General features: G+C 60.5%; 21 protein-coding genes. 12 read left to right on the plus strand and 9 right to left on the minus strand.

Annotated features, from left to right (window positions below):
* The first annotated feature begins 756 nt into the window (after window positions 1-756).
* The 3 genes from hrpB to IB248_RS24815 all read left to right on the plus strand — a co-directional run bounded on the left by hrpB (window position 757) and on the right by IB248_RS24815 (window position 5,207).
* On the plus strand, window positions 757-3,222 hold the full coding sequence (gene hrpB, locus IB248_RS24805; protein WP_026372087.1) for an ATP-dependent helicase HrpB: 2,466 nt from the start codon (window positions 757-759) through the stop codon (window positions 3,220-3,222).
* Window positions 3,223-3,249: 27 nt separating this feature from the next.
* On the plus strand, window positions 3,250-4,560 hold the full coding sequence (locus IB248_RS24810; RefSeq protein ID WP_018859450.1) for an ActS/PrrB/RegB family redox-sensitive histidine kinase: 1,311 nt from the start codon (window positions 3,250-3,252) through the stop codon (window positions 4,558-4,560).
* Between the two features lie 71 nt (window positions 4,561-4,631).
* A complete protein-coding gene (locus IB248_RS24815) occupies window positions 4,632-5,207 on the plus strand; it encodes an ActR/PrrA/RegA family redox response regulator transcription factor (protein ID WP_018859449.1) in 576 nt (191 codons plus the stop codon).
* Window positions 5,208-5,209: 2 nt separating this feature from the next.
* Here IB248_RS24815 and IB248_RS24820 read toward each other — a convergent pair whose 3' ends face one another.
* Window positions 5,210-5,704: an MmcB family DNA repair protein gene (locus tag IB248_RS24820; RefSeq protein ID WP_026372086.1), complete on the minus strand. Its 495-nt coding sequence runs from the start codon at window positions 5,702-5,704 to the stop codon at window positions 5,210-5,212.
* 180 nt (window positions 5,705-5,884) lie between these two features.
* On the opposite strand from IB248_RS24820, the gene IB248_RS24825 reads away from it, so the two are divergent.
* On the plus strand, window positions 5,885-6,571 hold the full coding sequence (locus tag IB248_RS24825) for a L,D-transpeptidase (RefSeq protein ID WP_018859447.1): 687 nt from the start codon (window positions 5,885-5,887) through the stop codon (window positions 6,569-6,571).
* Between the two features lie 72 nt (window positions 6,572-6,643).
* Here the strand turns inward: IB248_RS24825 and IB248_RS24830 are convergent, their stop codons facing one another.
* From IB248_RS24830 to hslV, 5 genes are all read right to left on the minus strand, one after another.
* Window positions 6,644-8,812 carry a malate synthase G gene (locus IB248_RS24830; protein WP_169683918.1) on the minus strand — a complete coding sequence of 723 codons (2,169 nt, stop codon included), beginning with the start codon at window positions 8,810-8,812 and terminating at the stop codon, window positions 6,644-6,646.
* Between the two features lie 89 nt (window positions 8,813-8,901).
* Window positions 8,902-10,314: a cytochrome P450 gene (locus IB248_RS24835; RefSeq protein ID WP_192241832.1), complete on the minus strand. Its 1,413-nt coding sequence runs from the start codon at window positions 10,312-10,314 to the stop codon at window positions 8,902-8,904.
* Window positions 10,315-10,366: 52 nt separating this feature from the next.
* Window positions 10,367-11,314 carry a DUF1402 family protein gene (locus IB248_RS24840; protein ID WP_192241833.1) on the minus strand — a complete coding sequence of 316 codons (948 nt, stop codon included), beginning with the start codon at window positions 11,312-11,314 and terminating at the stop codon, window positions 10,367-10,369.
* 187 nt (window positions 11,315-11,501) lie between these two features.
* Window positions 11,502-12,809 (minus strand): ATP-dependent protease ATPase subunit HslU, encoded by a 1,308-nt coding sequence (gene hslU / locus IB248_RS24845; RefSeq protein WP_018859443.1) that lies wholly within the window; start codon window positions 12,807-12,809, stop codon window positions 11,502-11,504.
* A gap of 39 nt (window positions 12,810-12,848) precedes the next feature.
* Window positions 12,849-13,376 carry an ATP-dependent protease subunit HslV gene (gene hslV / locus IB248_RS24850; RefSeq protein WP_018859442.1) on the minus strand — a complete coding sequence of 176 codons (528 nt, stop codon included), beginning with the start codon at window positions 13,374-13,376 and terminating at the stop codon, window positions 12,849-12,851.
* A gap of 178 nt (window positions 13,377-13,554) precedes the next feature.
* On the opposite strand from hslV, the gene hisB reads away from it, so the two are divergent.
* The 7 genes from hisB to coaA are packed head-to-tail and all read left to right on the plus strand — an operon-like array spanning window position 13,555 to window position 18,209.
* A complete protein-coding gene (gene hisB / locus IB248_RS24855) occupies window positions 13,555-14,163 on the plus strand; it encodes an imidazoleglycerol-phosphate dehydratase HisB (protein ID WP_018859441.1) in 609 nt (202 codons plus the stop codon).
* A 23-nt stretch (window positions 14,164-14,186) separates the two neighbouring features.
* Complete coding sequence (locus IB248_RS24860) at window positions 14,187-14,672, plus strand: DUF2628 domain-containing protein (RefSeq protein WP_169683915.1); 486 nt, start codon at window positions 14,187-14,189, stop codon at window positions 14,670-14,672.
* Complete coding sequence (gene hisH, locus IB248_RS24865; protein WP_018859439.1) at window positions 14,673-15,323, plus strand: imidazole glycerol phosphate synthase subunit HisH; 651 nt, start codon at window positions 14,673-14,675, stop codon at window positions 15,321-15,323.
* A gap of 26 nt (window positions 15,324-15,349) precedes the next feature.
* On the plus strand, window positions 15,350-16,099 hold the full coding sequence (hisA, locus tag IB248_RS24870) for a 1-(5-phosphoribosyl)-5-[(5-phosphoribosylamino)methylideneamino]imidazole-4-carboxamide isomerase (RefSeq protein WP_018859438.1): 750 nt from the start codon (window positions 15,350-15,352) through the stop codon (window positions 16,097-16,099).
* Window positions 16,096-16,878: an imidazole glycerol phosphate synthase subunit HisF gene (hisF, locus tag IB248_RS24875; protein WP_018859437.1), complete on the plus strand. Its 783-nt coding sequence runs from the start codon at window positions 16,096-16,098 to the stop codon at window positions 16,876-16,878. Before hisA ends, hisF begins: the two co-directional genes overlap by 4 nt.
* 15 nt (window positions 16,879-16,893) lie before the next feature.
* Entirely contained in the window at window positions 16,894-17,217 is a 324-nt protein-coding gene (locus IB248_RS24880; RefSeq protein ID WP_018859436.1) for a phosphoribosyl-ATP diphosphatase, read from the plus strand.
* The gene (gene coaA / locus IB248_RS24885; RefSeq protein ID WP_018859435.1) at window positions 17,214-18,209 is read left to right on the plus strand and encodes a type I pantothenate kinase; all 996 of its coding nucleotides are present in this window, start codon (window positions 17,214-17,216) and stop codon (window positions 18,207-18,209) included. The genes IB248_RS24880 and coaA overlap by 4 nt, the downstream gene beginning before the upstream one ends.
* On the opposite strand, the gene IB248_RS24890 is transcribed toward coaA, so the two are convergent.
* The 3 genes from IB248_RS24890 to IB248_RS24900 all read right to left on the minus strand — a co-directional run bounded on the left by IB248_RS24890 (window position 18,206) and on the right by IB248_RS24900 (window position 20,960).
* Entirely contained in the window at window positions 18,206-18,817 is a 612-nt protein-coding gene (locus IB248_RS24890) for an alpha-ketoglutarate-dependent dioxygenase AlkB (protein WP_113469645.1), read from the minus strand. The two genes, coaA and IB248_RS24890, sit on opposite strands and share 4 nt — an antisense overlap.
* A gap of 1 nt (window position 18,818) precedes the next feature.
* Window positions 18,819-19,253 (minus strand): alternative ribosome rescue aminoacyl-tRNA hydrolase ArfB, encoded by a 435-nt coding sequence (arfB, locus tag IB248_RS24895; RefSeq protein ID WP_192241834.1) that lies wholly within the window; start codon window positions 19,251-19,253, stop codon window positions 18,819-18,821.
* Window positions 19,254-19,349: 96 nt separating this feature from the next.
* Window positions 19,350-20,960 (minus strand): phosphoenolpyruvate carboxykinase, encoded by a 1,611-nt coding sequence (locus IB248_RS24900; protein ID WP_192241835.1) that lies wholly within the window; start codon window positions 20,958-20,960, stop codon window positions 19,350-19,352.
* Window positions 20,961-21,302: 342 nt separating this feature from the next.
* On the opposite strand from IB248_RS24900, the gene IB248_RS24905 reads away from it, so the two are divergent.
* Window positions 21,303-22,034, plus strand: a complete 732-nt coding sequence (locus IB248_RS24905) for a response regulator transcription factor (protein ID WP_192241849.1) — start codon at window positions 21,303-21,305, stop codon at window positions 22,032-22,034.
* Window positions 22,035-22,084: the final 50 nt, after the last annotated feature.

Below are 22,084 nucleotides of genomic sequence, written 5' to 3' on the forward strand. Positions count from 1 at the left end.
GTTAAGCCTGCCGCCAGCGTTCGTTCTGAGCCAGGATCAAACTCTCATGTTGAGAATTCAATCATTGGCATTTACGTCACGTTCTGAATCGACGAGAACTTCACACCTGTTTTCCAAACACAAAGGCAAAAACCCCTGCGTCAAAAACCAGTGTAACTTCTCTTGATAAACGTGACCGCCAAAGTCTCTTTCAAAGAACCGAAATCTCTTCCGGTCCCGCAAGCTCCGCCGCCCACGTTTCTCTTTCTTCTCATCTTCAATTGTCAAATAACAGACCAGATACCCCGGTCGAATTTCCTCGCCTCAAACCAAAAAGTCCAAGGAACCAATCAGCAACAAAGCCAATCTTAAAAGAAACTTGAGAGCGAAGGACTTCGTCGCCAGCAGCGCCGCCGCCCTCGTTCAGTGAGGGGGCTTATAGATCCTACCCCTTTTCTAAGTCAACAGCGCCAGACAAAGTTTTTTGACATTTTTGTAACAGATTGATTCGATTGAGATATATTCTGGAAGCGCGGTTTCGGATTGCTTTTGGTGCGGAGGCGGCGACCCCTGCCTGTGCTGTTTCGGTCGCCACCACTTTGGGCTGTGTCATTTGGGGCGGTTGGGCTGCGCCGCAGTCCGGATGTCGGCATGACTTGCACGCGATAGGGCAGCATCGGTAGTTTCGTTTTCGATCCGACACGTGGGGAATGACCGGCGCTTGTCCTGAATGGTGGGGGCCGGCACCATTCCCGCCAACGAAACGAAGACACCGACGTGACCCCTATGACTTCCTTGCCGGAGCTTCCGGTTTCGCATGTTCTTCCCGAAATCGGGGCAGCACTCGGTGCACAGGGGCGCGCAGTCCTTTCGGCGCCGCCGGGCGCCGGCAAGACGACGCTCGTACCGCTCTATCTGCTGAGGCAGGACTGGCGCGGCGACGGCAAGATCGTACTTCTCGAACCGCGGCGGCTGGCAGCACGCGCGGCCGCCAGCCGCATGGCCTCGCTGCTTGGCGAGACTGTGGGGGAAACGGTCGGCTATCGCATGCGGCTCGACACCAGGGTTTCCGCCAAGACCCGCATCGAGGTCGTGACCGAAGGCGTGTTCGCGCGCATGATCCTCGAGGATCCGGAACTCTCGGGTGTCTCGACCGTCATCTTCGACGAGTTTCATGAACGCTCGCTGGACGCCGACTTCGGCCTGGCGTTGGCGCTCGACGTACAATCCGCCTTGCGCGACGACCTGCGCCTGCTGGTGATGTCGGCGACGCTTGACGTTGCGCGCGTTGCTGCGCTTCTCGACCAGCCGCCTGTTATCGAAAGCATGGGGCGAAGCTATCCGATTGACGTCCGCTACAAGGATCGGCCGGGCGGCGAACGCATAGAGGATGCGATGACGCGTGCGATCGTCGACGCCCATGCCAGTGAAAGCGGATCGATCCTCGCCTTCCTGCCCGGCCAGGCGGAGATCGCCCGCACGGCGGAGCGGCTCCAAGGACGCTTCGGGCCGGAGACACTGATTGCGCCCCTCTACGGCAACCTGACACAGAAAGAACAGGACGCGGCAATCCGACCGGCCGAAGGCGGGACGCGCAAGATCGTGCTCGCCACCTCGATTGCCGAGACATCGATCACCATCGACGGCGTACGGATCGTAATCGATAGCGGCTTGCAGCGGCTTCCGGTGTTCGAGGCCTCAACCGGCATCACACGGCTGGAAACGGTGCGCGTCTCTCGCGCCTCCGCCGACCAGCGTTCCGGGCGAGCCGGCCGAACCGAGCCCGGCATCGCCATCCGCCTCTGGCATCAGGGACAGACCGCGGCCTTGCCGGCTTTCACGCCGCCGCAGATTCTCTCCAGTGATCTCTCCGGTCTGGTCCTCGACCTTGCCCACTGGGGCGTTCAGGATGCCCGCGTGCTGTCCTTCGTCGACCAGCCGCCGGAGACGACGCTGGCGGAGGCGCGCGCGCTCCTGTTGCAACTCGGCGCGCTTGACAAGGACGGCGCACTCACCCCGCGCGGACGGATGATGCGTGACCTTGCGCTGCCGCCACGTTTGGCCGCCATGGTGATCTCAGCCGGCGAGACTGGGCAAGCGAGAGATGCGGCCGCCCTTGCCGTGCTGCTGACCGAACAGGGCCTCGGTGGTCCCGGTATTGACCTCGAGGAACGGATGCGACGCTTCCGGTCGGAACGAGGTGAGCGCGCGGAGGGCGCGCGCCAGCTGGCGGCTCGACTGGCCAAGGGTCTCGATGTCGCAAAGTCAACGGAACCGAGCCAGGCGGGACGCCTTCTGCTGCACGCCTTTCCCGACCGAATCGCGCTGCAACGCGGCGGCAGAGGCCGATTCCTGATGGCGAACGGGCGCGGTGCGGAGCTGCCGGAAACCGAGCGACTTGCCGGCACCCAGATGCTCGTCATCGCCGACTTGACCGGCCGGGCGGCGCAGGGGCGAATTCTGTCTGCAGCAGAGGTTTCGCGTGGCGAGATCGAGGAAGAGCTACCTGGCGCCATTTCCACCGACAATCAGGTCTTCTTCGACCGCCAGAGCCGGCAGGTCAGGGCCCGGCGCGCGACGCGGCTCGGCGCCATTGTCTTCGAGGAGACGCCACTGCCGCGTCCAACCGGCGAAGCCGTCAGCCGCGCGCTGGCGGTAGGCGTGCGCGAGCTGGGGCTGGAACTGCTGCCCTTTTCCAAGGAAGCCATGCAGCTGCGTGAACGCATCGGCTTTCTTCATCGCAACATCGGCGATCCTTGGCCCGATGTCAGCGACCAGGCACTGCTTGCGCGGCTGGACGAGTGGTTCGTTCCCTACCAGACGGATGCCCGCGGGATTTCCGACATTTCCTCGTCTGCTCTTTCGAACGGGTTGATGGCGCTGATCCCGCACGAGCTGCAGCGGGATCTTTCCCGCCTCGCCCCGACGCATTTCGACGCGCCGACGGGACAGCGACATCCGATCCAGTACGACGGCGAGGAGCCGACTCTGACGATCCGCGTGCAGGAACTCTTCGGCCTCAAGCAGCACCCGGCAATTGGAGGCGGAAGGCTGCCGCTGCTTCTGGAACTGACGTCGCCCGCACACCGGCCGATCCAGACGACACGCGACCTGCCGGGCTTCTGGGCCGGATCGTGGAAGGACGTGCGCGCCGACATGCGCGGCCGCTATCCCAAGCACCCCTGGCCGGAACGGCCGGAGGACGCCCCGCCGACGACAAGGGCAAAACCGCGTGGTACATGAGCCCTAGCATGGCTCAAGGAATGTCAAATGGTCGATACTGTCGAAAGTTCGTCGGAAGAGGACAGGCACAACAGCAGGCGCCTGAGACTGCAGACGCTGGTGCGGCTGAGATGGCTTGCCGTCGGCGGCCAGGCCGTGACGGTGTTCATCGTTGCCTTCTGGCTGAAGTTTCCGCTTCCGCTTATCGCCTGCGGGTTGCTGATCGCGGCGCTGGCGGCGGTCAACTTCTACCTGATGATCCGCTATCCGCCGACGCACCGGCTCTACCCAGGCGCCGCCTTCGCACTGCTCGGTTTCGATCTTCTGCAGCTTTGCGCACTGCTCTTCATCACCGGCGGCCTTGCTAATCCCTTCGCCGCGCTCGTCTGCGTTCCCGTGATCATTTCATTCGCATCGCAGCCGATCCGCTTCAGCACGGTGCTCATTTTCATTGCGATGGTCTGCATCACCATCCTTGCCTTTTCACCCTTTCCCTTGCCGTGGTTCGACGGGGTCGAGATCAATGTGCACACGGTGATGCAGTTCGGCGTCTGGTGCTCGATCGCATCGACCATGGCCTTCGCCGCCTTCTATGCATACCGGGTCTCAATGGAGGCGAGCCAGCTCGCCGACGCGCTGGCGGCAACCGAACTCGTGCTGCAGCGGGAGAAACACCTTTCGCAGCTGGACGGTCTTGCCGCAGCAGCGGCACACGAACTCGGAACGCCGCTTGCCACCATCAGCGTGGTTGCCAAGGAAATGGAACGGGAACTGAAGGATGACGATCGCTTTCGCGAGGACGTGCAACTCCTGCGCAGCCAGAGCGAGCGCTGCCGCGACATCCTGCGGCGGCTGGCGACGCTCTCGGCAGAGGGCGAGGCCCATCTTCGGCGGCTGCCGCTCTCATCCATGATGGAAGAGATCGTGGCGCCGCACAGGGAGTTCGGGATCAAACTCGAGCTCATCGAGAAGAGCCCGCGCAAGGGCGAGCCTATCACCGACCGCAATGCCGGCATCATGTACGGGCTCGGCAATCTCATCGAGAACGCCGTCGACTACGCGCGCGACAAGGTAACGGTCACGGTCGAACACGATCTGAGAAAGGTCCGCATCACCATCGAGGACGATGGAGAGGGCTATTCTTCCGATATCCTGACCCGGATCGGCGAGCCCTACGTCACGAAGCGGCAACGGGAGGACCGGGCCGGTGGGCTGGGACTTGGCCTCTTTATCGCCAAGACGCTCCTGGAACGATCCGGCGCGTCGTTGGTCTTCGAGAACCGCATGCCGGAAGCCGCCGGAGCGCGTGTCCGTGTCGAATGGCCGCGCATGCTGATCGATGCGAATTCGACAAAATGACGCTATGGGCATAATGAAAAAGCTGAATAATTGACTTATATCAGGCGGGGCAGCCGCCGGGATTGATAGATATGAACGAGCTTGACCACGAATCCTCCCTCGCCAATGCGGATCATATCGGTCCGGACGCCAGCTTGCTGATCGTTGACGATGACGGTCCCTTCCTGCGCCGTCTGGCGCGCGCGATGGAGACACGCGGCTTCACGGTCGAGACAGCTGAGTCAGTCGCCGAGGGTGTTGCCAAGTCCAAGAGCCATCCACCGAAATATGCCGTCGTGGACCTGCGGCTTGGTGATGGCAACGGTCTGGACGTAATCGAGGCAATCCGCCAGCGCCGCGACGATACCCGGATCATCGTTCTGACCGGCTACGGCAATATTGCAACAGCCGTTACCGCTGTGAAGCTCGGCGCGGTCGATTACCTGGCAAAGCCCGCCGATGCGGACGACGTCTATGCCGCCCTGACGCAGCGGGCGGGCGAGAAAGCAGAGCTACCGGAAAACCCGATGTCAGCCGACCGTGTGCGTTGGGAGCATATCCAGCGGGTCTATGAAATGTGCGAGCGCAATGTTTCGGAGACCGCGCGGCGGCTCAATATGCATCGCCGCACGCTGCAGCGGATCCTCGCCAAGCGCGCGCCGAAATAACCCTAAATATCGTCGACCTCAAACGGCTTGCCGTTTGCCCATTCGGCCATCAGCAGGCGCTGGGCGGCTACGCGGGAGAAATTGAGCGTCACAGATTTACGCGTCGCTGGCGCAAGGCGATGTTCGGGCGCCTCGCGGATCATATGCGCGCCGTAGCCATCCGATAAAAACAACCCGCAGCCCTCGGGGAAAATCTCAAGCGGAACATCTTTGTGCGTGGCGAAAAACAGCCGATCACAATGCAGGCGATAGTCCGGCCACTTGCGGTCGACGCGAAAGTCCTCGATCGAGGTCTTGATCTCGATGATCCAGATTTCGCCCTTCTCCGAAATGGTGATCAGATCCGCCCGGCGTCCGCTCGCAAGCGACAGCTCCGGCAACACGGCGTGACGCATCTCATGAAGTAAAATCTGAGTCCCGCGCCGCACGAGCATAGCTCTGTCCGACTGCCGGCCGTCTATTAACGGATTGTTATTGTAAACACTCAAAATCGTCATGGATAACCGTAGGTCTGGCGCGCGCGTTGTTGCAAAAAAACCATGCGCTTCTAATTTGCCGCTGCGTATTGATTTTGCCGCACTGCAACAGCTTGCAAAGGCAAAGTTAATCGAAAATAAACCATAATCAAAGATGGTTCAAAAGACCGTTTCCCCTTGCCCATTTCCTAAGAGACATCCATGCGTATCCGCAATGCATTTCCTGTATTCGGCCTGATGGCGACGCTCGCTCTGGCCGGTTGCTCTTCGACTACCGAGAGCGCCTCCGTTGAAGACAAGGCCGTGCCGGGCCCGACCGTCCAGACCGCGCAGATCTTCGACGACGCCTATGGCGTGACGACGGATGCCGGATATTCGCTGCCGGCGATCCCGATCCAGAAGGTCAAGCCGCAGTTCCGCCGCCAGATCGTCTCTTACGAAACCACCGAGCGTCCGGGCACGATCATCGTCAACACCCGCGAGCGCTTCCTCTATTACATCCTGCCCGGCGGCAAGGCGATGCGCTACGGCATCGGTGTCGGCAAGCAGGGCTTCGCCTGGGCAGGCACGGCCTATGTCGCATGGAAGCAGGAATGGCCGACCTGGCATCCGCCGAAGGAAATGGCCGAGCGCAAGCCGGAAGTTGCCAAGTATGTCGAAGATGGCATGGGCCCTGGCCTCAGCAACCCGCTCGGCGCGCGCGCGATGTATCTCTTCAACGAAAAGGGTCAGGACACCCTCTTCCGCCTGCACGGCACGCCGGAATGGGCTTCGATCGGCACCGCGGCCTCCTCGGGCTGCATTCGTCTGATGAACCAGGACGTTATCGACCTCTACAGCCGCGTACGTCCGGGCAAGACGACTTCGAAGGTCATCGTTATCCAGTAAGCTGTTGCCGAAATGGGGTATTAGAAAGGCCGCCGGAACATTCTTTCGGCGGCCTTTTCTACTGATTTGTTCTTAAGCCTGCTTGCCCTTCAGTTCGAGGCGGCGGCGATGGAGGACAGGCTCGGTATAGCCGTTCGGCTGTGCCCTGCCCTTCAAGACAAGATCGAGTGCCGCCTGGAAGGCGATCGAACCGTCGAAATCGGTTGCCATTGGCACGTAGGCGGGATCGGATGCATTCTGCTGGTCGACGACTGCGGCCATGCGCTTCATCGTCTCGGCAATCTGCGCTTCGGTCGTGACCTTATGATGCAGCCAATTGGCCATATGCTGGGCGGAGATTCGCAGCGTCGCGCGGTCTTCCATAAGGCCGATATTGTTGATGTCGGGCACCTTGGAGCAGCCGACGCCCTGATCGACCCAGCGGACAACGTAACCGAGAATGCCCTGGGCATTGTTGTCGAGTTCGCGCTGGATTTCCTCCGGCGTCCAATTCGGACGAACCGCTACGGGGACAGAAAGAATATCGGAGAGCTTGGCGCGCGCACGGTCCTTCAGACCCTGTTGAACGCGAGCGACGTTGATGCGGTGATAATGGGTCGCGTGCAGCGTCGCAGCGGTTGGGGACGGAACCCAGGCAGTATTGGCGCCGGCTTTCGGGTGCGCGATTTTCTGCTCCAGCATCGCCGCCATCAGATCCGGCATGGCCCACATCCCCTTGCCGATCTGCGCATGGCCGGAAAGACCGCATTCAAGGCCGATGTCGACGTTCCAGTTCTCGTAGGCGCCGATCCAGGCAGCCTGTTTCATATCGCCCTTGCGGATCATCGGCCCGGCTTCCATCGAGGTATGGATTTCATCGCCGGTGCGGTCCAGGAAACCGGTGTTAATGAAGACGACGCGTTCGCGGGCGGCGCGGATGCACTCCTTGAGATTGACGGTAGTGCGCCGCTCCTCGTCCATAATGCCCATCTTGATGGTATTGCGCGCCATGCCGAGGGCATCCTCGACGCGCGAAAAGATCTCGGCAGCGAAGGCGACTTCCTCGGGTCCATGCATCTTTGGCTTGACGACATAGACCGAACCGGCGCGGGAATTCTTGCGCCGGCCATTGGGGCCGACGTCGTAGAGCGCAATCATGCCGGTGATCATGGCGTCCATGATCCCTTCCGGCACTTCGTTGCCGTCACGATCGAGGATGGCGGGATTCGTCATGAGATGGCCGACGTTGCGCACGAGCATCAGCGACCGGCGATGCACTTCGAAGGGCGTACCGGTCGGGCCGCTGTACTCCAAATCGGGATTGAGCTTGCGGATGAAGCTCGAGCCACCCTTGGACACCTCCTCCTGCAGGTCGCCCTTCATGAGGCCGAGCCAATTGCGATAGACGACGACCTTGTCTTCGGCGTCAACTGCTGCAACCGAGTCCTCGCAGTCCATGATCGTCGTAATCGCCGATTCCAGCCAGACGTCGGAGATGTGCGCCGGATCGCTCTTGCCGATCGCGGTCGAGGCGTCGATGACGATGTCGATATGGATGCCGTTGTTCTTTAACAGGATCTGCGTCGGCGCCGCGGCATCGCCCAGATAGCCGGCAAAATGCGCCGCATCGGTCAGCGAAACATGCTCGCCGTCGGTCGAAGTGATGACGAGTGCACCATCCCTGACAGCAAAGGTCGCGACATCCTTCCAGTTCCAGCTGTCGAGCGGAGCAGCGGTATCGAGGAAATTGCGAACCCAACCGATGACCTTCTCGCCGCGCTGCGGATTGTAGCTCTTGCCCTTTTCGGCGCCATCGCTCTCGGGAATCGCATCGGTCCCGTAAAGCGCATCGTAGAGCGAGCCCCAGCGCGCGTTGGCGGCGTTCAGCGCATAGCGCGCATTCATGACGGGAACGACGAGCTGCGGACCGGCGATCGAGGCGATCTCGGGATCAACGTTGGCGGTCGATACCTGAAAATCGGAGCCTTCCGGCAGGATATAGCCGATATCCCGCAGAAACGCCTGGTACGCTTCCATGTCGGTCGGCGCGCCATGTTGACGGTACCAATCATCGATTCGAAGCTGAAGTGCATCGCGCTTGGTAAGCAGTTCGCGGTTGCGCGGAGCCAGATCGTGAACGATGGCCGAGAAATCTGCAAAGAACTTGTCGGCATCGATCTGCAGGCCGGGCAACGCCTCCTTCACCAGGAACTCATGAAGGACGGCTTCAACAGCAAGACCGTTTTTATCGATGCGGCTCATTCAATGTCTCCCAAGACCACGGCAGCTTTTTCATGCTGCCACTTTGCGCGGCTTTCATTCATAGTCAATTATGCAATAATTCGAAAGATTTATGCCGCTACGGACAAAGACCGCGGCGTGACGCGCATCGGCAGGCCGTTTTGCGGCTGCGTCGTCAGTTTCTGAACCGGCCATGGCCTTGTCTTGTCCGTCATATCGAAGCGGAACCGGTGCATCAGCACGGCCAGAGCGATAACAGCCTCCTGCAGGGCAAAGGTCGCGCCGATGCAGACCCGCGGACCCGCGCCGAACGGGAGGAACTGGAAACGCCCGATCTTGGCGCGATTCTCCGGCAGGAACCGTTCCGGGATATAGGCGCGTGGCTTGTCCCAATAGAGCTCGTGACGATGGAGCGTCCACGGCATGATGAGAACGGTGACTCCGGCCTCGATCTCGACCGTTTCGCCTTTCGCATCGGTCCAGCGATCGGCGGCGATGGCGGCGCGATTGATCGACGGCGCCGGCGGATAGAGCCGCAGCGCCTCCTCGAAGGCGGCACGCGTGTAAGGCATCAGATCGAGCCATTTTACCGGCTCGACATCCTGGGCCAGCACGCGATCGATCTCCTCCTCCATCGCCTCGCGGATGTGCGGCGTGTTGGCGACGCAATAGAGCGTCCAGGCGAGCGCCCGCGCCGTCGTTTCGTGGCCCGCGCCGATGAAGGTGAGAATATTGTCTTCGATCTCGTCGTTCGTCAGCCCGCCGGTTGCAGCCTGATCAAGGAGCAAGGTCAGAAAGTCGTCCGGCGCGGAGGCTCGATCGGCTTGCATACGCGCGAGCCGGGCATCCATGGTCTGGCGCACGATGTTTCGGAACTTGTCCAGCACCTTTTGACCGCCGATGCGGGTGACGCGCGGAACCCATGAGGGCGCGCGCAGGAGATCCATCGGGTCGACGCGCCCCATGCGGTGGAGGAGTGCGTTTACGTCGTCGGCAAAGCTATCGGAGGAGGTGACGATCTCGCCTGAGAACAGCGTATCGGCGAGCATGGCGAAGGTCAGTTCCGTCATGTCGGCGGCAATCTCGAAGACCTTGCCGTCTCTGCCAGCGGATTCGTATTTTATCGCGTAGTCCTCGGACTGGCGAAGCATCTGCCCGGCGAAGCCGTTTGCGTGGCGCGGCGTGAAGACCGGTGATACCGCCTTGCGGGATCGCTTCCAAACCTCTCCTTCCGCCGTCAGCAGGCCGTCACGCAGGATCGGGCGCAAGATGAGTTGGCGAATATCCGACATGCGGTAGTTCGTGGCATTGTCGACGAGAACATGGCGGATCAAACCGGGATCATTGACGATCAGGGTTCTTTCCCGAAAGAACCGCGTCTGGATCCACGGCAGCGTGTAGGAAGGCTCGCCCCAGAGCTCCAGCGGATTGCGCAGGATGGTGCGGATGATCTCAAGGCGGCTCGGTGGCACCGTGCGGGGCAACGGTGCCGGAGGTTCAAAGGGATCCGGACGCATGGCCATGAGAATTCAGCCTTTCGCGGAAGATTCTAAACTCTTCCCGGCAAGGCGGAAGCTAGAGCAGGCGCTCCAACTCGTCCAGCTTGTCGTTGACCAACCAGCCGTAATAGTTTTCCTCCGGCCAGACGGTTTCGCCTGAAGCGCGGTTCTTGGCCGCCAGGGCCGCCGCGCGCTGGCGCGAATTGCCGACATTATAGAGGGTGGCGGTCAGGCCCGGATTCTTGGAAATGTCCATGTCGGCGATCTGTTTGTAATCGTCGATCGAGCGGCGGATGGAGGCAGCGACGAAGGCAAGCGAGATATCGGGCTCCATGATTGCCTTGTAGACGGCACCGGCGTCCCTCTCGTTCAGCTTTTCATAACCTGAGACCTTGGAGACGAGATCCGAGAGCATCAGCGCGGTCAGCGGGTTGATCTGGCCGAGGCCGAAGGTCTGACCAGCGTAGAAGGGCTGAAAGAAGACGGCACTGAAGCGGTTGTTCGGGTAGCTCTTGCCACCGATCGTCTTGCCTCGGAAGTCCCTTTCCCAGACGTCCTCACGGCAACTCCACAACGTGTAGGAATCGCCCTTGCCGCTACATTCAGCAAACTCCGGCCGCTTGACGAAATCGTCCACGTCCTCGCCATCATAGGCGAAACGGAAACTCTGGCCGGCATAGGAAGCGGCCTTCACGTAATAGGATTGCAGGCGGTCATAGGCGTCGACATTGTAGGTATGCTCGCCGACGATCGCACCGACCACGTGGATCGGGTCGATGCCATAAGCGGCCGAAACTTTCTTGATCTTGCCCATCAGTTCGTGATCCGTGGCCAAGAGGTCACGGACCTTCTCGTATTTCCGATCGAACGAGCTCTTCGTGCCTTTGGTGCGACGAACCGAGGCGTCCGGAACATCCGGTTGCTCGGCATGACGATTACCTGACGGCACCACCTGCATGGCAAAAGCAGGCACCGAGGTCAGCACCGCAGCAACAATCAGGAGGCTTGTCATAAGGCGTCGCACGATCAGCATTCCCATCATTTTGGCATTGTCGCGAAGCGCGCTGACTGGACCACAATCTTGGCCGAATAATGCTGGCGCCGATAACGAGACGGGCCCTTCACTAAAAAGTAAAGGGCCCGCTGTCGAGAGTCCAAGCTGTCAAAATCGCGGCGTCACATCAGTAAGGACAGGACCCGATGCTTGTTCATCACAGAATGAACCGGGACAGATCTGTGTTCTGCGCCAGGTCACCGACGTGCTCTCGGACGTAGTCGGCGTCAATCGTCACGGTCGAGCCGCCGCGATCCGGAGCATTGAACGAGATTTCGTCCAGAACGCGCTCCATGACGGTCTGAAGGCGACGGGCGCCGATGTTTTCGACAGACGAATTCAAGTGGACGGCCACATCAGCCAGGGCATCAATGCCATTGTCAGTGAATTCGAGGGTGAGGCCTTCCGTTTCCATCAGCGCCTTGTACTGCCTGATAAGACTCGCCTCGGTTTCCGTCAGGATACGGCGGAAGTCTTCCTTTGTGAGCGCGCGCAGTTCGACGCGGATCGGCAGACGACCCTGCAATTCCGGCAACAGATCGGACGGCTTGGAGACATGGAATGCGCCGGAGGCGATGAAAAGGACGTGGTCCGTCTTCACCGGCCCGTACTTCGTCGACACCGTCGTTCCTTCGACCAGGGGAAGCAGGTCGCGCTGCACGCCTTCGCGCGAAACGCCGGCACCCATGCCGCCGTCGCGAGCGGCGATCTTGTCGATCTCGTCGAGGAAGACGATGCCGTCATTCTCGACCGCACGAACCGCCTCGCGCTGGATAACTTCGTTGTCGATCAGCTTGTCGGACTCGTCGCGGATCAGATCCGTGTAGGATGCCTTGACCGTCGTGCGGACCTTCTTGGTGCGGCCACCCATCGCCTTCCCGAACATTTCGGAGAGGTTGAGCACGCCGATATTTGCGCCCGGCATGCCCGGAATGTCGAAGCCACCCATGCCGGTACCGGTGTCGGCGATCTCGATATCGATCTCCTTGTCATCAAGTTCACCGTTGCGCAGCTTCTTGCGGAAGCTGTCACGGGTCGCCGGCGAGGCCGTGGCGCCGACGAGCGCATCGAGAACGCGTTCCTCGGCGCTCATATGCGCCTTTGCCTGCACTTCGCTCCGCTTCTTCTCGCGTGCGAGCCCGATGCCAACCTCGACGAGATCGCGGATGATCTGCTCCACGTCGCGTCCGACGTAACCGACTTCGGTGAACTTGGTCGCTTCAACCTTGATGAAGGGCGCGCCCGCCAGCTTGGCGAGACGGCGAGAGATTTCCGTCTTGCCGACACCGGTCGGGCCGATCATCAGGATGTTCTTTGGCATCACTTCGTCGCGTAGATCCGGATCGAGCTGGTGGCGACGCCAACGGTTGCGCAGCGCGATTGCCACCGCGCGCTTGGCCTCATGCTGGCCGATGATGTAGCGGTCAAGTTCGGAAACGATCTCGCGGGGGGAAAATGTGGTCATATCGAATATCCCATCGGGGCGTGAATCTTTGAAACCGGGTCAAGCTTCGGCGTCGAGCGTTTCCACCACCACATTATGGTTCGTGTAGACGCAAATATCGGCGGCAATATCGAGGGCGCGACGCGCGACCTCTTCGGCGGATTTGTCTGTGTCCATCAGGGCGCGGGCCGCAGCGAGCGCATAATTGCCACCCGAACCGATCGCCATGGCCCCGTGCTCCGGCTCGAGAACATCGCCGTTGCCTGTTATCGCCAGCGTCACCTGCTTGTCAGCGACGAGCATCATGGCTTCGAGGTTGCGGAGATACTTGTCCGTGCGCCAATCCTTGGCAAGCTCGACGGCGGCGCGCATCAGCTGCCCCGGATATTGCTCGAGCTTCTTTTCGAGGCGTTCGAGGAGCGTGAACGCATCCGCAGTGGCGCCTGCGAAACCGGCAATAACCTCGCCCTTGCCGATGCGCCGCACCTTGCGGGCGTTGCCCTTCATCACGGTCTGGCCGAGGCTTACCTGACCATCGCCGGCCATGATGACCTTACCGCCCTTTCGAACTGTAATAATCGTTGTCATCTATTCACCTTTGCCCGTCTGCCGGGCTTGTTGTGTCGGGCCGAACGCCGGCCCTGTCGAGCCCTATGTAAGTGCGTGAATGCCGATTGCAAATGGCGTCTTTTTCTGCTGCCGCGGTTCTGGATATTTCGCGGCACGCCTGATAAGGAACGCCCGTATTTCCCGATGGAGCAGCCTTATGGCCGAGACCGCAGCAAGCCGCACGGGTACCGTGTCCCGCAAGACGAACGAGACTTCGGTTTCCGTTTCCGTCAATCTCGACGGCACCGGAAAGTCGAAAATTTCGACTGGCGTCGGCTTCTTCGACCATATGCTCGACCAGCTGTCACGACATTCGCTGATCAACATGGAAATCGAGACCAAGGGCGATCTCCATATCGACGACCACCATACAGTGGAAGACACCGGTATCGCGATCGGCCAGGCGATTGCCAAGGCACTCGGCGACCGCCGCGGCATCACGCGCTATGCATCGATCGACCTCGCCATGGACGAGACGATGACGAAGGCAGCCGTCGACCTCTCCGGTCGCCCCTTCCTTGTCTGGAACGTCACCTTCAGTGCGCCGAAGATCGGCACGTTCGACACCGAACTCGTTCGCGAATTCTTCCAGGCGCTTGCCCAGAACGCCGGCATCACCTTGCATATTCTCAACCATTATGGTGCCAACAACCACCATATTGCAGAGACGTGCTTCAAGGCCGTTGCCCGCGCGCTGCGTACGGCGACAGAGATCGATCCGAGACAGGCGGGCCGTGTTCCCTCGACGAAGGGCACGCTCGTCTGAGCCCCCTGAGGGAGCTTGACGACATGACTTCCAGCTATCTGGTTCTGACTGCGCCTAGCGGAACAGACTCCAACCACGAGAAGACGCGCTTCATTCGCGACGGTTTTACCGTGCTCGGGTTTCTCTTTCCCTGGATATGGCTGGCCTTCCACCAGCTGTGGCTCTACGCCATCGCGGCATTTCTCCTGCAAAGCCTTGGCGGTGCGCTGGCAGACCGCGCAGACCTCTGGCCCGTCGGCGTTGCGATCACCTTCGGCACCAGTCTGCTGGTGGCGCTCGAGGGCCAGAATCTTCGCATCCGCAATCTGGTTGCGAAGGGCTGGGCTGAGGCCGACCTCGTTTCCGCCGACTCGCTGCAGACCGCAGAAGAAATCTACTTTTTGAATGTCCAGACCGACGCCGACGACAGCCGCCCGGCGCCGTCGCCGCAATGGGATCCCGCAGCCCATGCCCCGCGACACGGCAACGCCACCTCGCTCGGTCTCTTTGGTTTTGATGGAGGACGCTGAATGCGCGTCGCAATTATAGACTACGGTTCCGGCAACCTGCGTTCGGCGACGAAGGCCTTCGAACGGGCCGCACGGGAAGTCGGCATCGATGCCGTGATCGATCTGACCGACAAGGCCGAGGTTGTAGCCGCCGCCGATCGCGTGGTGCTGCCGGGTGTTGGCGCCTATGCCGACTGCCGACGCGGCCTCGATGCCGTTTCCGGCATGTCGGACGCTCTGATCGATGTGGTTGAGAAGAAGGCCCGGCCCTTCCTTGGTATTTGCGTCGGCATGCAGCTGATGTCATCGCGCGGTCTCGAGAAGACCGTCACGGATGGCTTTGGCTGGATACCCGGCGATGTCGTCGAAATGACGCCAGGTGATGCCAATCTGAAGATTCCACAGATCGGCTGGAATACGCTGGATCTGAAATCCCCCCACCCGTTGTTCGACGGCATTCCGACGGGGCCGAACGGGCTGCATGCCTATTTTGTGCATTCCTACCATCTGGCGGCGAAAAACCCCGCCGACGTGCTCGCGACGGCCGATTACGGCGGCCCGATCACCGCCTTCGTCGGTCGCGACAACATGGCCGGAGCCCAGTTCCATCCCGAAAAGAGCCAGAATCTCGGCCTCGCCCTGATTGCCAATTTCCTGCGCTGGAAGCCTTGAGCTCGCGCATTGCAAGGACTGACAGAATGATCCTATTTCCCGCAATCGACCTCAAGGATGGGCAGTGCGTTCGCCTCAAGCTTGGCGATATGGACCAGGCAACCGTCTACAATCCCGATCCCGGAGCCCAGGCGAAGGCCTTTGAAGACCAGGGATTCGAATGGCTGCATGTCGTTGACTTGAATGGCGCCTTTGCTGGCGAAAGCGTCAACGGCGCTGCTGTCGACGCGATCCTGAAGGCAACGAAGAACCCCGTTCAGCTTGGTGGCGGCATCCGTACACTCGACCATATCGAGAATTGGCTGTCGCGCGGCCTTGCCCGCGTCATTCTCGGAACGATCGCCGTGCGCGATCCGGCGCTCGTGATTGAAGCCTGCAAGAAGTTTCCCGGCCGTGTTGCTGTCGGAATCGATGCCAAGGGCGGCAAAGTCGCAGTCGAAGGTTGGGCCGAGGCCTCCGAGCTCGGCGTCATCGAGCTCGCGAAGAAGTTCGAGGGCGCCGGCGTTGCCGCGATCATCTACACCGACATCGACCGCGACGGCATCCTTGCCGGCATCAACTGGTCGTCGACGCTCGAGCTTGCCGAAGCCGTATCGATCCCCGTCATCGCGTCCGGCGGCCTTGCTTCGATCGAGGACGTGAAGCGGATGCTCGAGCTTGACGCACGCAAGCTCGAGGGTGCGATTTCCGGCCGCGCGCTCTATGATGGACGCATCGACCCGAAAGAAGCGCTGGCGCTGATTTCAGCCGCACGCGCAAAGGAGACTGCGCAATGACCCTCAAGGCTCGCGTCATTCCCTGCCTCGACGTCAAGGACGGCCGCGTCGTCAAGGGTGTCAACTTCGTCAATCTGGTAGATGCCGGAGACCCGGTCGAGGCCGCCAAGGCCTACGATGCCGCCGGCGCCGACGAACTTTGCTTTCTCGACATTACCGCTTCCTCGGACAATCGCGAGACGATCTTCGATGTCGTCGCTCGCACCGCCGAGCAATGCTTCATGCCTGTCACCGTCGGCGGCGGCGTTCGCACCATCGCTGACATTCGCAAGCTGCTGCTTTGTGGCGCGGACAAGATCTCTATCAACTCGGCCGCCGTCAACAATCCGGATTTCGTTGCGGAGGCCGCCGACAAGTTCGGCGACCAGTGCATCGTCGTCTCGATCGACGCCAAGCGGCGGACAGTGCCTGTCCAAGGCGATGTCAGCGCCTGGGAGATCTATACGCATGGTGGCCGCAATGCGACCGGCATCGATGCCGTGGATTTCGCTCGGAAAATGGTCGAGCGTGGCGCCGGCGAGCTGCTTGTTACCTCAATGGACCGGGACGGGACGAAGGTCGGCTACGATCTCGAACTGACGCGTGCCATAGCGGATTCGGTTCGGGTGCCGGTGATAGCTTCGGGCGGCGTCGGCGACCTCGATGACCTCGTGGCCGGGGTCAAGCAAGGACATGCCAATGCCGTTCTGGCTGCTTCGATCTTCCACTTTGGTACCTATTCCGTCGGGGAAGCGAAGCGCTATATGTCGTCGTGCGGCATCGACATGCGTCTGGACTGAGTGGAAAGCGGAATCATGAGCGAATTTACCCTCGCCGACCTGGAAAAGATCGTCGATGCGCGATCGAAGGCCTCTCCGGAAGAATCCTGGACGGCAAAGCTCGTTTCTGCCGGTCAGCCAAAAGCGGCCAAGAAACTCGGCGAAGAGGCGATCGAGACCGTGATGGCAGCGATCGCCGATGACCGCGAAAACCTTACCTATGAAGCCGCCGACCTGCTCTATCACCTATTGGTCGTATTGAAGGTCGCAGGCATTCCGTTGCAAAGTGTCATGGCGGAGCTTGAGCGCCGTACCGCTCAATCCGGCCTGAAAGAAAAGGCGAGCCGGCAAAGTTCATGAGTATCGCAAGACAGCTCATCGGAGCGCCCGAAACGCTCGATCATTTTCAGGCGAATGCCTATTCGCCCTATCACTTCTTTTCTTCCGAGGAATGGGCGCGCTTCCGGGCGGATACGCCGCTCACCCTGAAGGGGGACGAGGTCAAGCGGCTGCGCTCCATGGGCGACCCGATCGACCTCGATGAAGTGCGGCGCATCTATCTGTCGCTGTCGCGCCTTCTGTCGGCGCATGTGGAATCCTCGCAGCTGCTGTTCGAGCAACGCAATCGCTTCCTCAGCCTCTCCAACGTCGCGAAGACTCCCTTCGTGATCGGCATCGCCGGCTCCGTGGCTGTCGGCAAATCGACGACCGCCCGTATCCTGAAGGAACTGCTGTCGCGCTGGCCGTCCAGTCCAAAGGTGGATCTTGTCACCACGGACGGCTTCCTGCACCCGAATGCCGTGCTGCAGCGTGAAAACCTGATGCAGCGCAAGGGTTTTCCCGAGAGCTACGACACCGGCGCGATCCTGCGTTTCCTGGCCGCGATCAAGGCTGGGCAGCCGAACGTCAAGGCACCGTCCTATTCGCATCTTGTCTATGACGTGCTGCCGAACGAGTACAAGATCGTCGATCGGCCGGATATTCTGATCTTCGAGGGCATCAACGTGCTGCAGTCGCGCGACCTGCCGGCTGGCGGCAAGATCGTTCCGATGGTTTCCGACTTCTTCGACTTCTCGATCTACATCGATGCGGATGAAAGCCGGATTCACGACTGGTATGTGACGCGTTTCCTGCGGCTGCGCGAAACGGCGTTTCGCGATCCCCACTCCTTCTTCCACCGCTATGCCTCGATCAGCGAGGAGGAAGCGCTGACGATTGCCGAAGGCCTCTGGGAAAACATCAACCTGAAGAACCTGCGGGAAAACATCCTCCCGACGCGCCCGCGTGCCGACCTTATCCTGCGCAAGGGCAACAATCACCTGATAGAACAGGTCGCATTGAGGAAGCTCTAGGCCGTTACCCGGCGAAGCGTCAGATTGATCCGGCCGCCATTCTTCAGCAAGGTCGACGTCGATGGATAGATCCTGTCGACGCCATGGAAGCAAAGGCGCCCTTCCGCACCCAAGATCACGACATCGCCGCTTGAGAGCTTGAAGGAAAGCGTGCGGTCGTCGCGCGCGAGGCCACCGACGCGAAACAGGCAGCTATTGCCGAGCGAGATCGACACAACAGGCGCTGCAAGGTCCTGTTCATCCTTGTCCTGATGCAGTCCCATGCGGGCCTCGTCGGAGTAGAAGTTGACGAGGCAGGCCTGTGGCGGCTTGTCATAGCCAGAGACGTCGTTCCAGATCTCGATCAATTCCACAGGCATGTCCGGCCAGGGCTTGCCCGTAACGGGGTGGGTCGGCTGATAGCGATAGCCGCGCTCCTTGTCGGTTACCCAGCCGAGCGGTCCGCAATTCGTCATGCGCACTGACATCGGCTTGCCGGTGCCAGGCATGACGGGCACGAAGAGCGGCGCACCCGCCACGATCGACCTGACAATATCCACCAAAGCCTGCTGTCGCGGCCGGTCCAGATAAACAGGACGATGACTGACGCCGTTCGGAAGCTTCAGCATGTCAATCTCCGAGCGGTCGCCCGCGCATCTTCTTCACCTCCGCACGGTCCGATTTCTCCTTCAGCCGGCGCTCGACCGACCCCTTTGTCGGCTTGGTTTTCTTGCGCGGTGGCGGTGGCGGTTTTGCCGCCTCGAGAATCAGTTCCTTCAGCCGCTCGCGCGCGTCTTCGCGGTTGCGATCCTGGCTGCGAAAGCGGCTTGCCTCGATCATCAACACGCCCTCTTTCGAGAGGCGCTTCCCGGCCAGTTTCACGGCATTCGCTTTCACCCGCTCCGTCAAGGACGGTGAGTTTGGGATGTTGAAGAAGAGCTGGACTGCTGTCGAGACCTTGTTGACGTTCTGCCCGCCGGGGCCGCCCGCCAGAACGAACTGCTCGGTCAACTCCCACCCGGCGATGATAATTCGATCGTTGATGTAAAGCGGTTCGCTGGCCATACATTTTCTATCTCACATCGGCCGGCCCTTGGGAACAGACAAAGAAACCCGGCGGAGACCGCCGGGTTTCACGTGAATCATCAATGTTTTGGCGCATCATTCAGCGGCGGCGCGAAACCCCGGAGCCGCATCGCGCACCCCGCCATCCACGTGGCCTTCGAACTTCGCGAAGTTCTCGATGAACATCGTCACGAGCTTGCTAGCCTGCGCATCATAGGCGACCGGATCCTGCCACGTAGAACGTGGATCGAGGATGGCCGTGTCAACGCCCGGCACCACAACGGGAACAGCAAAGCCGAAGTTCGGGTCGACGCGGCTGTCTGCCTTGCCGAGCTCACCCGAGAGTGCTGCGGCCAGCAGCGTGCGGGTCGCCTTGATCGGCATCCGCTTGCCGGTGCCGTAAGCCCCGCCGGTCCAGCCCGTGTTGACGAGCCAGCATTCAACGCCGTGGCGACCGATCAGATCCTTCAGCAAATTGCCGTATTCCGACGGATGGCGTGGCATGAACGGCGCGCCGAAGCAAGTCGAGAACGTCGCCTCCGGCTCGGTCACGCCCCGTTCGGTACCGGCCACCTTGGCGGTGTACCCGGAAAGGAAGTGGTACATGGCCTGATCCGGCGTCAGCTTGGCGATCGGCGGCATGACGCCGAAGGCATCGGCCGTCAGCATGATGATTGTCTTCGGGTGACCGGCGAGGCCGGTCTTGGAGGCGTTCGGAATGAAATCCAGTGGGTAGGCGCAGCGTGTGTTCTCCGTCAGCGAGCCGTCGTTGAAGTCGGGTTCGCGTTCATCGTTCAGAACGACGTTTTCGAGAATCGTGCCGAAGCGCTGCGTCGTTGCGTAGATTTCCGGTTCCGCTTCCGCCGAGAGACGGATCGTCTTGGCGTAGCAGCCGCCTTCGAAGTTGAAGATGCCATCCTCACCCCACCCGTGCTCGTCGTCGCCGATCAGCGTGCGGGCAGGATCCGCCGAAAGCGTCGTCTTGCCGGTGCCCGAAAGGCCGAAAAAGACAGCGGAATCCCCAGCCGGACCGACATTGGCCGAGCAGTGCATTGGCATGACGCCCTTTGCCGGGAGCAGGTAATTCAGCACGGTAAAGACCGACTTCTTCATCTCGCCGGCATAGAAGGTGCCGGCGATCAGCACTTCGCCATTCGTCAGGTCGCAAGCGATGACCGTTTCTGTGCGGCAGCCGTAACGCGCTGGATCGGCTTTGAAGGTCGGCAGGTTGATGATCGTCAGCTTCGGGACGAAGGTTTCGAGCGTCGGGCGCTCTGGGCGGATCAGCAGGTTACGAATGAACAGCGAATGCCAGGCCAGCTCCGTGACGACACGGGTCGGCAGCGCGTTGTTTTCGTCAGCACCTCCGATGAGGTCCTGAACGAACAGATCCTTGCCGGCGGCATGCGCGAGCATGTCCTGCTTCAACAGCGCGAAGTGCTCCGGCGACATCGGCTTGTTGTTGTCCCACCAGATCTCGCCATCGGTTTTGGCGTCACGTACGACGAACTTGTCTCTCGGCGAACGGCCGGTGTGCTGGCCCGTCAGGGCCCGCAAGGCGCCATGGGCGGTCAGCTCAGCCTCACCCCGGCGAATCGATTCTTCATAGAGGGAGGCGGCGGTAAAGTTATAGCGAGCGCTGTTTGCGCTCCCCAAACCGATCGTCGCCAGCTCTATCGCCGGGTTGTGGACTCCGAACAGCTCCATGGTCTTTCCCTTCCCTTGAGGCTCGTGCCGTTAAGAACTGAGGCTGACCGTACGGGCTGGTTTTTTAAAACGCAAGAGCCGAAAATCTATAAAATGTAGTAATATCAAACTATTAATCGATTTAAATTTTTCCGCCTTATTTTAAATCGTTTGAATCAGAAGTCGCTCGTCAAATTGACAACACAGCTTTTGGTTGTCTTCAAAACTTTGCGACAATCCCACCCTTTATCTTTGCCACAATTTGTTCCACCTTTATCCCCATAAGCGCATCCGGTTCAGAAAGGCCGCCTGGGGGACCTTCAAAATTCCTGGAGACGCGCATAGATGACGGAGACGAATACCATGCCGACAATCGCGCTCGTTGATGACGACCGCAACATCCTCACCTCGGTGTCGATCGCACTTGAGGCTGAAGGATATAAGGTCGAGACTTATACGGACGGCGCTTCCGCCCTCGATGGTCTTCTCGCCCGCCCGCCGCAGCTTGCCATCTTCGACATCAAGATGCCGCGCATGGACGGCATGGAACTCCTGCGCCGCCTGCGACAGAAATCCGACATGCCGGTCATCTTCCTCACTTCTAAGGATGAGGAGATCGATGAGCTGTTCGGCCTGAAGATGGGCGCGGATGACTTTATTACCAAGCCATTCTCACAACGCCTGCTGGTCGAGCGGGTGCGCGCTGTTCTGCGCCGTGCATCGAGCCGCGAGGCTGCCGCCGCAGCCGGCGGTGCCGCTCCAAAGCCGGGCACGGCACAACAGCTCGCTCGCTCACTTGAGCGCGGTCAGCTGGTCATGGACCAGGAACGCCACACCTGCACCTGGAAAGGCGAGCCGGTGACGCTAACGGTCACCGAATTCCTCATCCTGCATTCGTTGGCCCAGCGTCCGGGGGTCGTCAAAAGCCGTGACGCGCTGATGGACGCGGCTTATGACGAGCAGGTCTATGTCGACGATCGCACCATTGACAGCCACATCAAGCGGCTTCGCAAGAAATTCAAGATGGTCGATATCGACTTTGATATGATTGAAACGCTTTACGGAGTGGGATACCGCTTCCGCGAAGCAGCCTGACGCCCAAGCGGCGCGGCATCTGAGAATTGTCGAGAGTGGTGATCGCGAAA

Source organism: Rhizobium sp. RHZ01, assembly GCF_014851595.1.
GTDB classification, from domain to species: domain Bacteria; phylum Pseudomonadota; class Alphaproteobacteria; order Rhizobiales; family Rhizobiaceae; genus Rhizobium; species Rhizobium altiplani.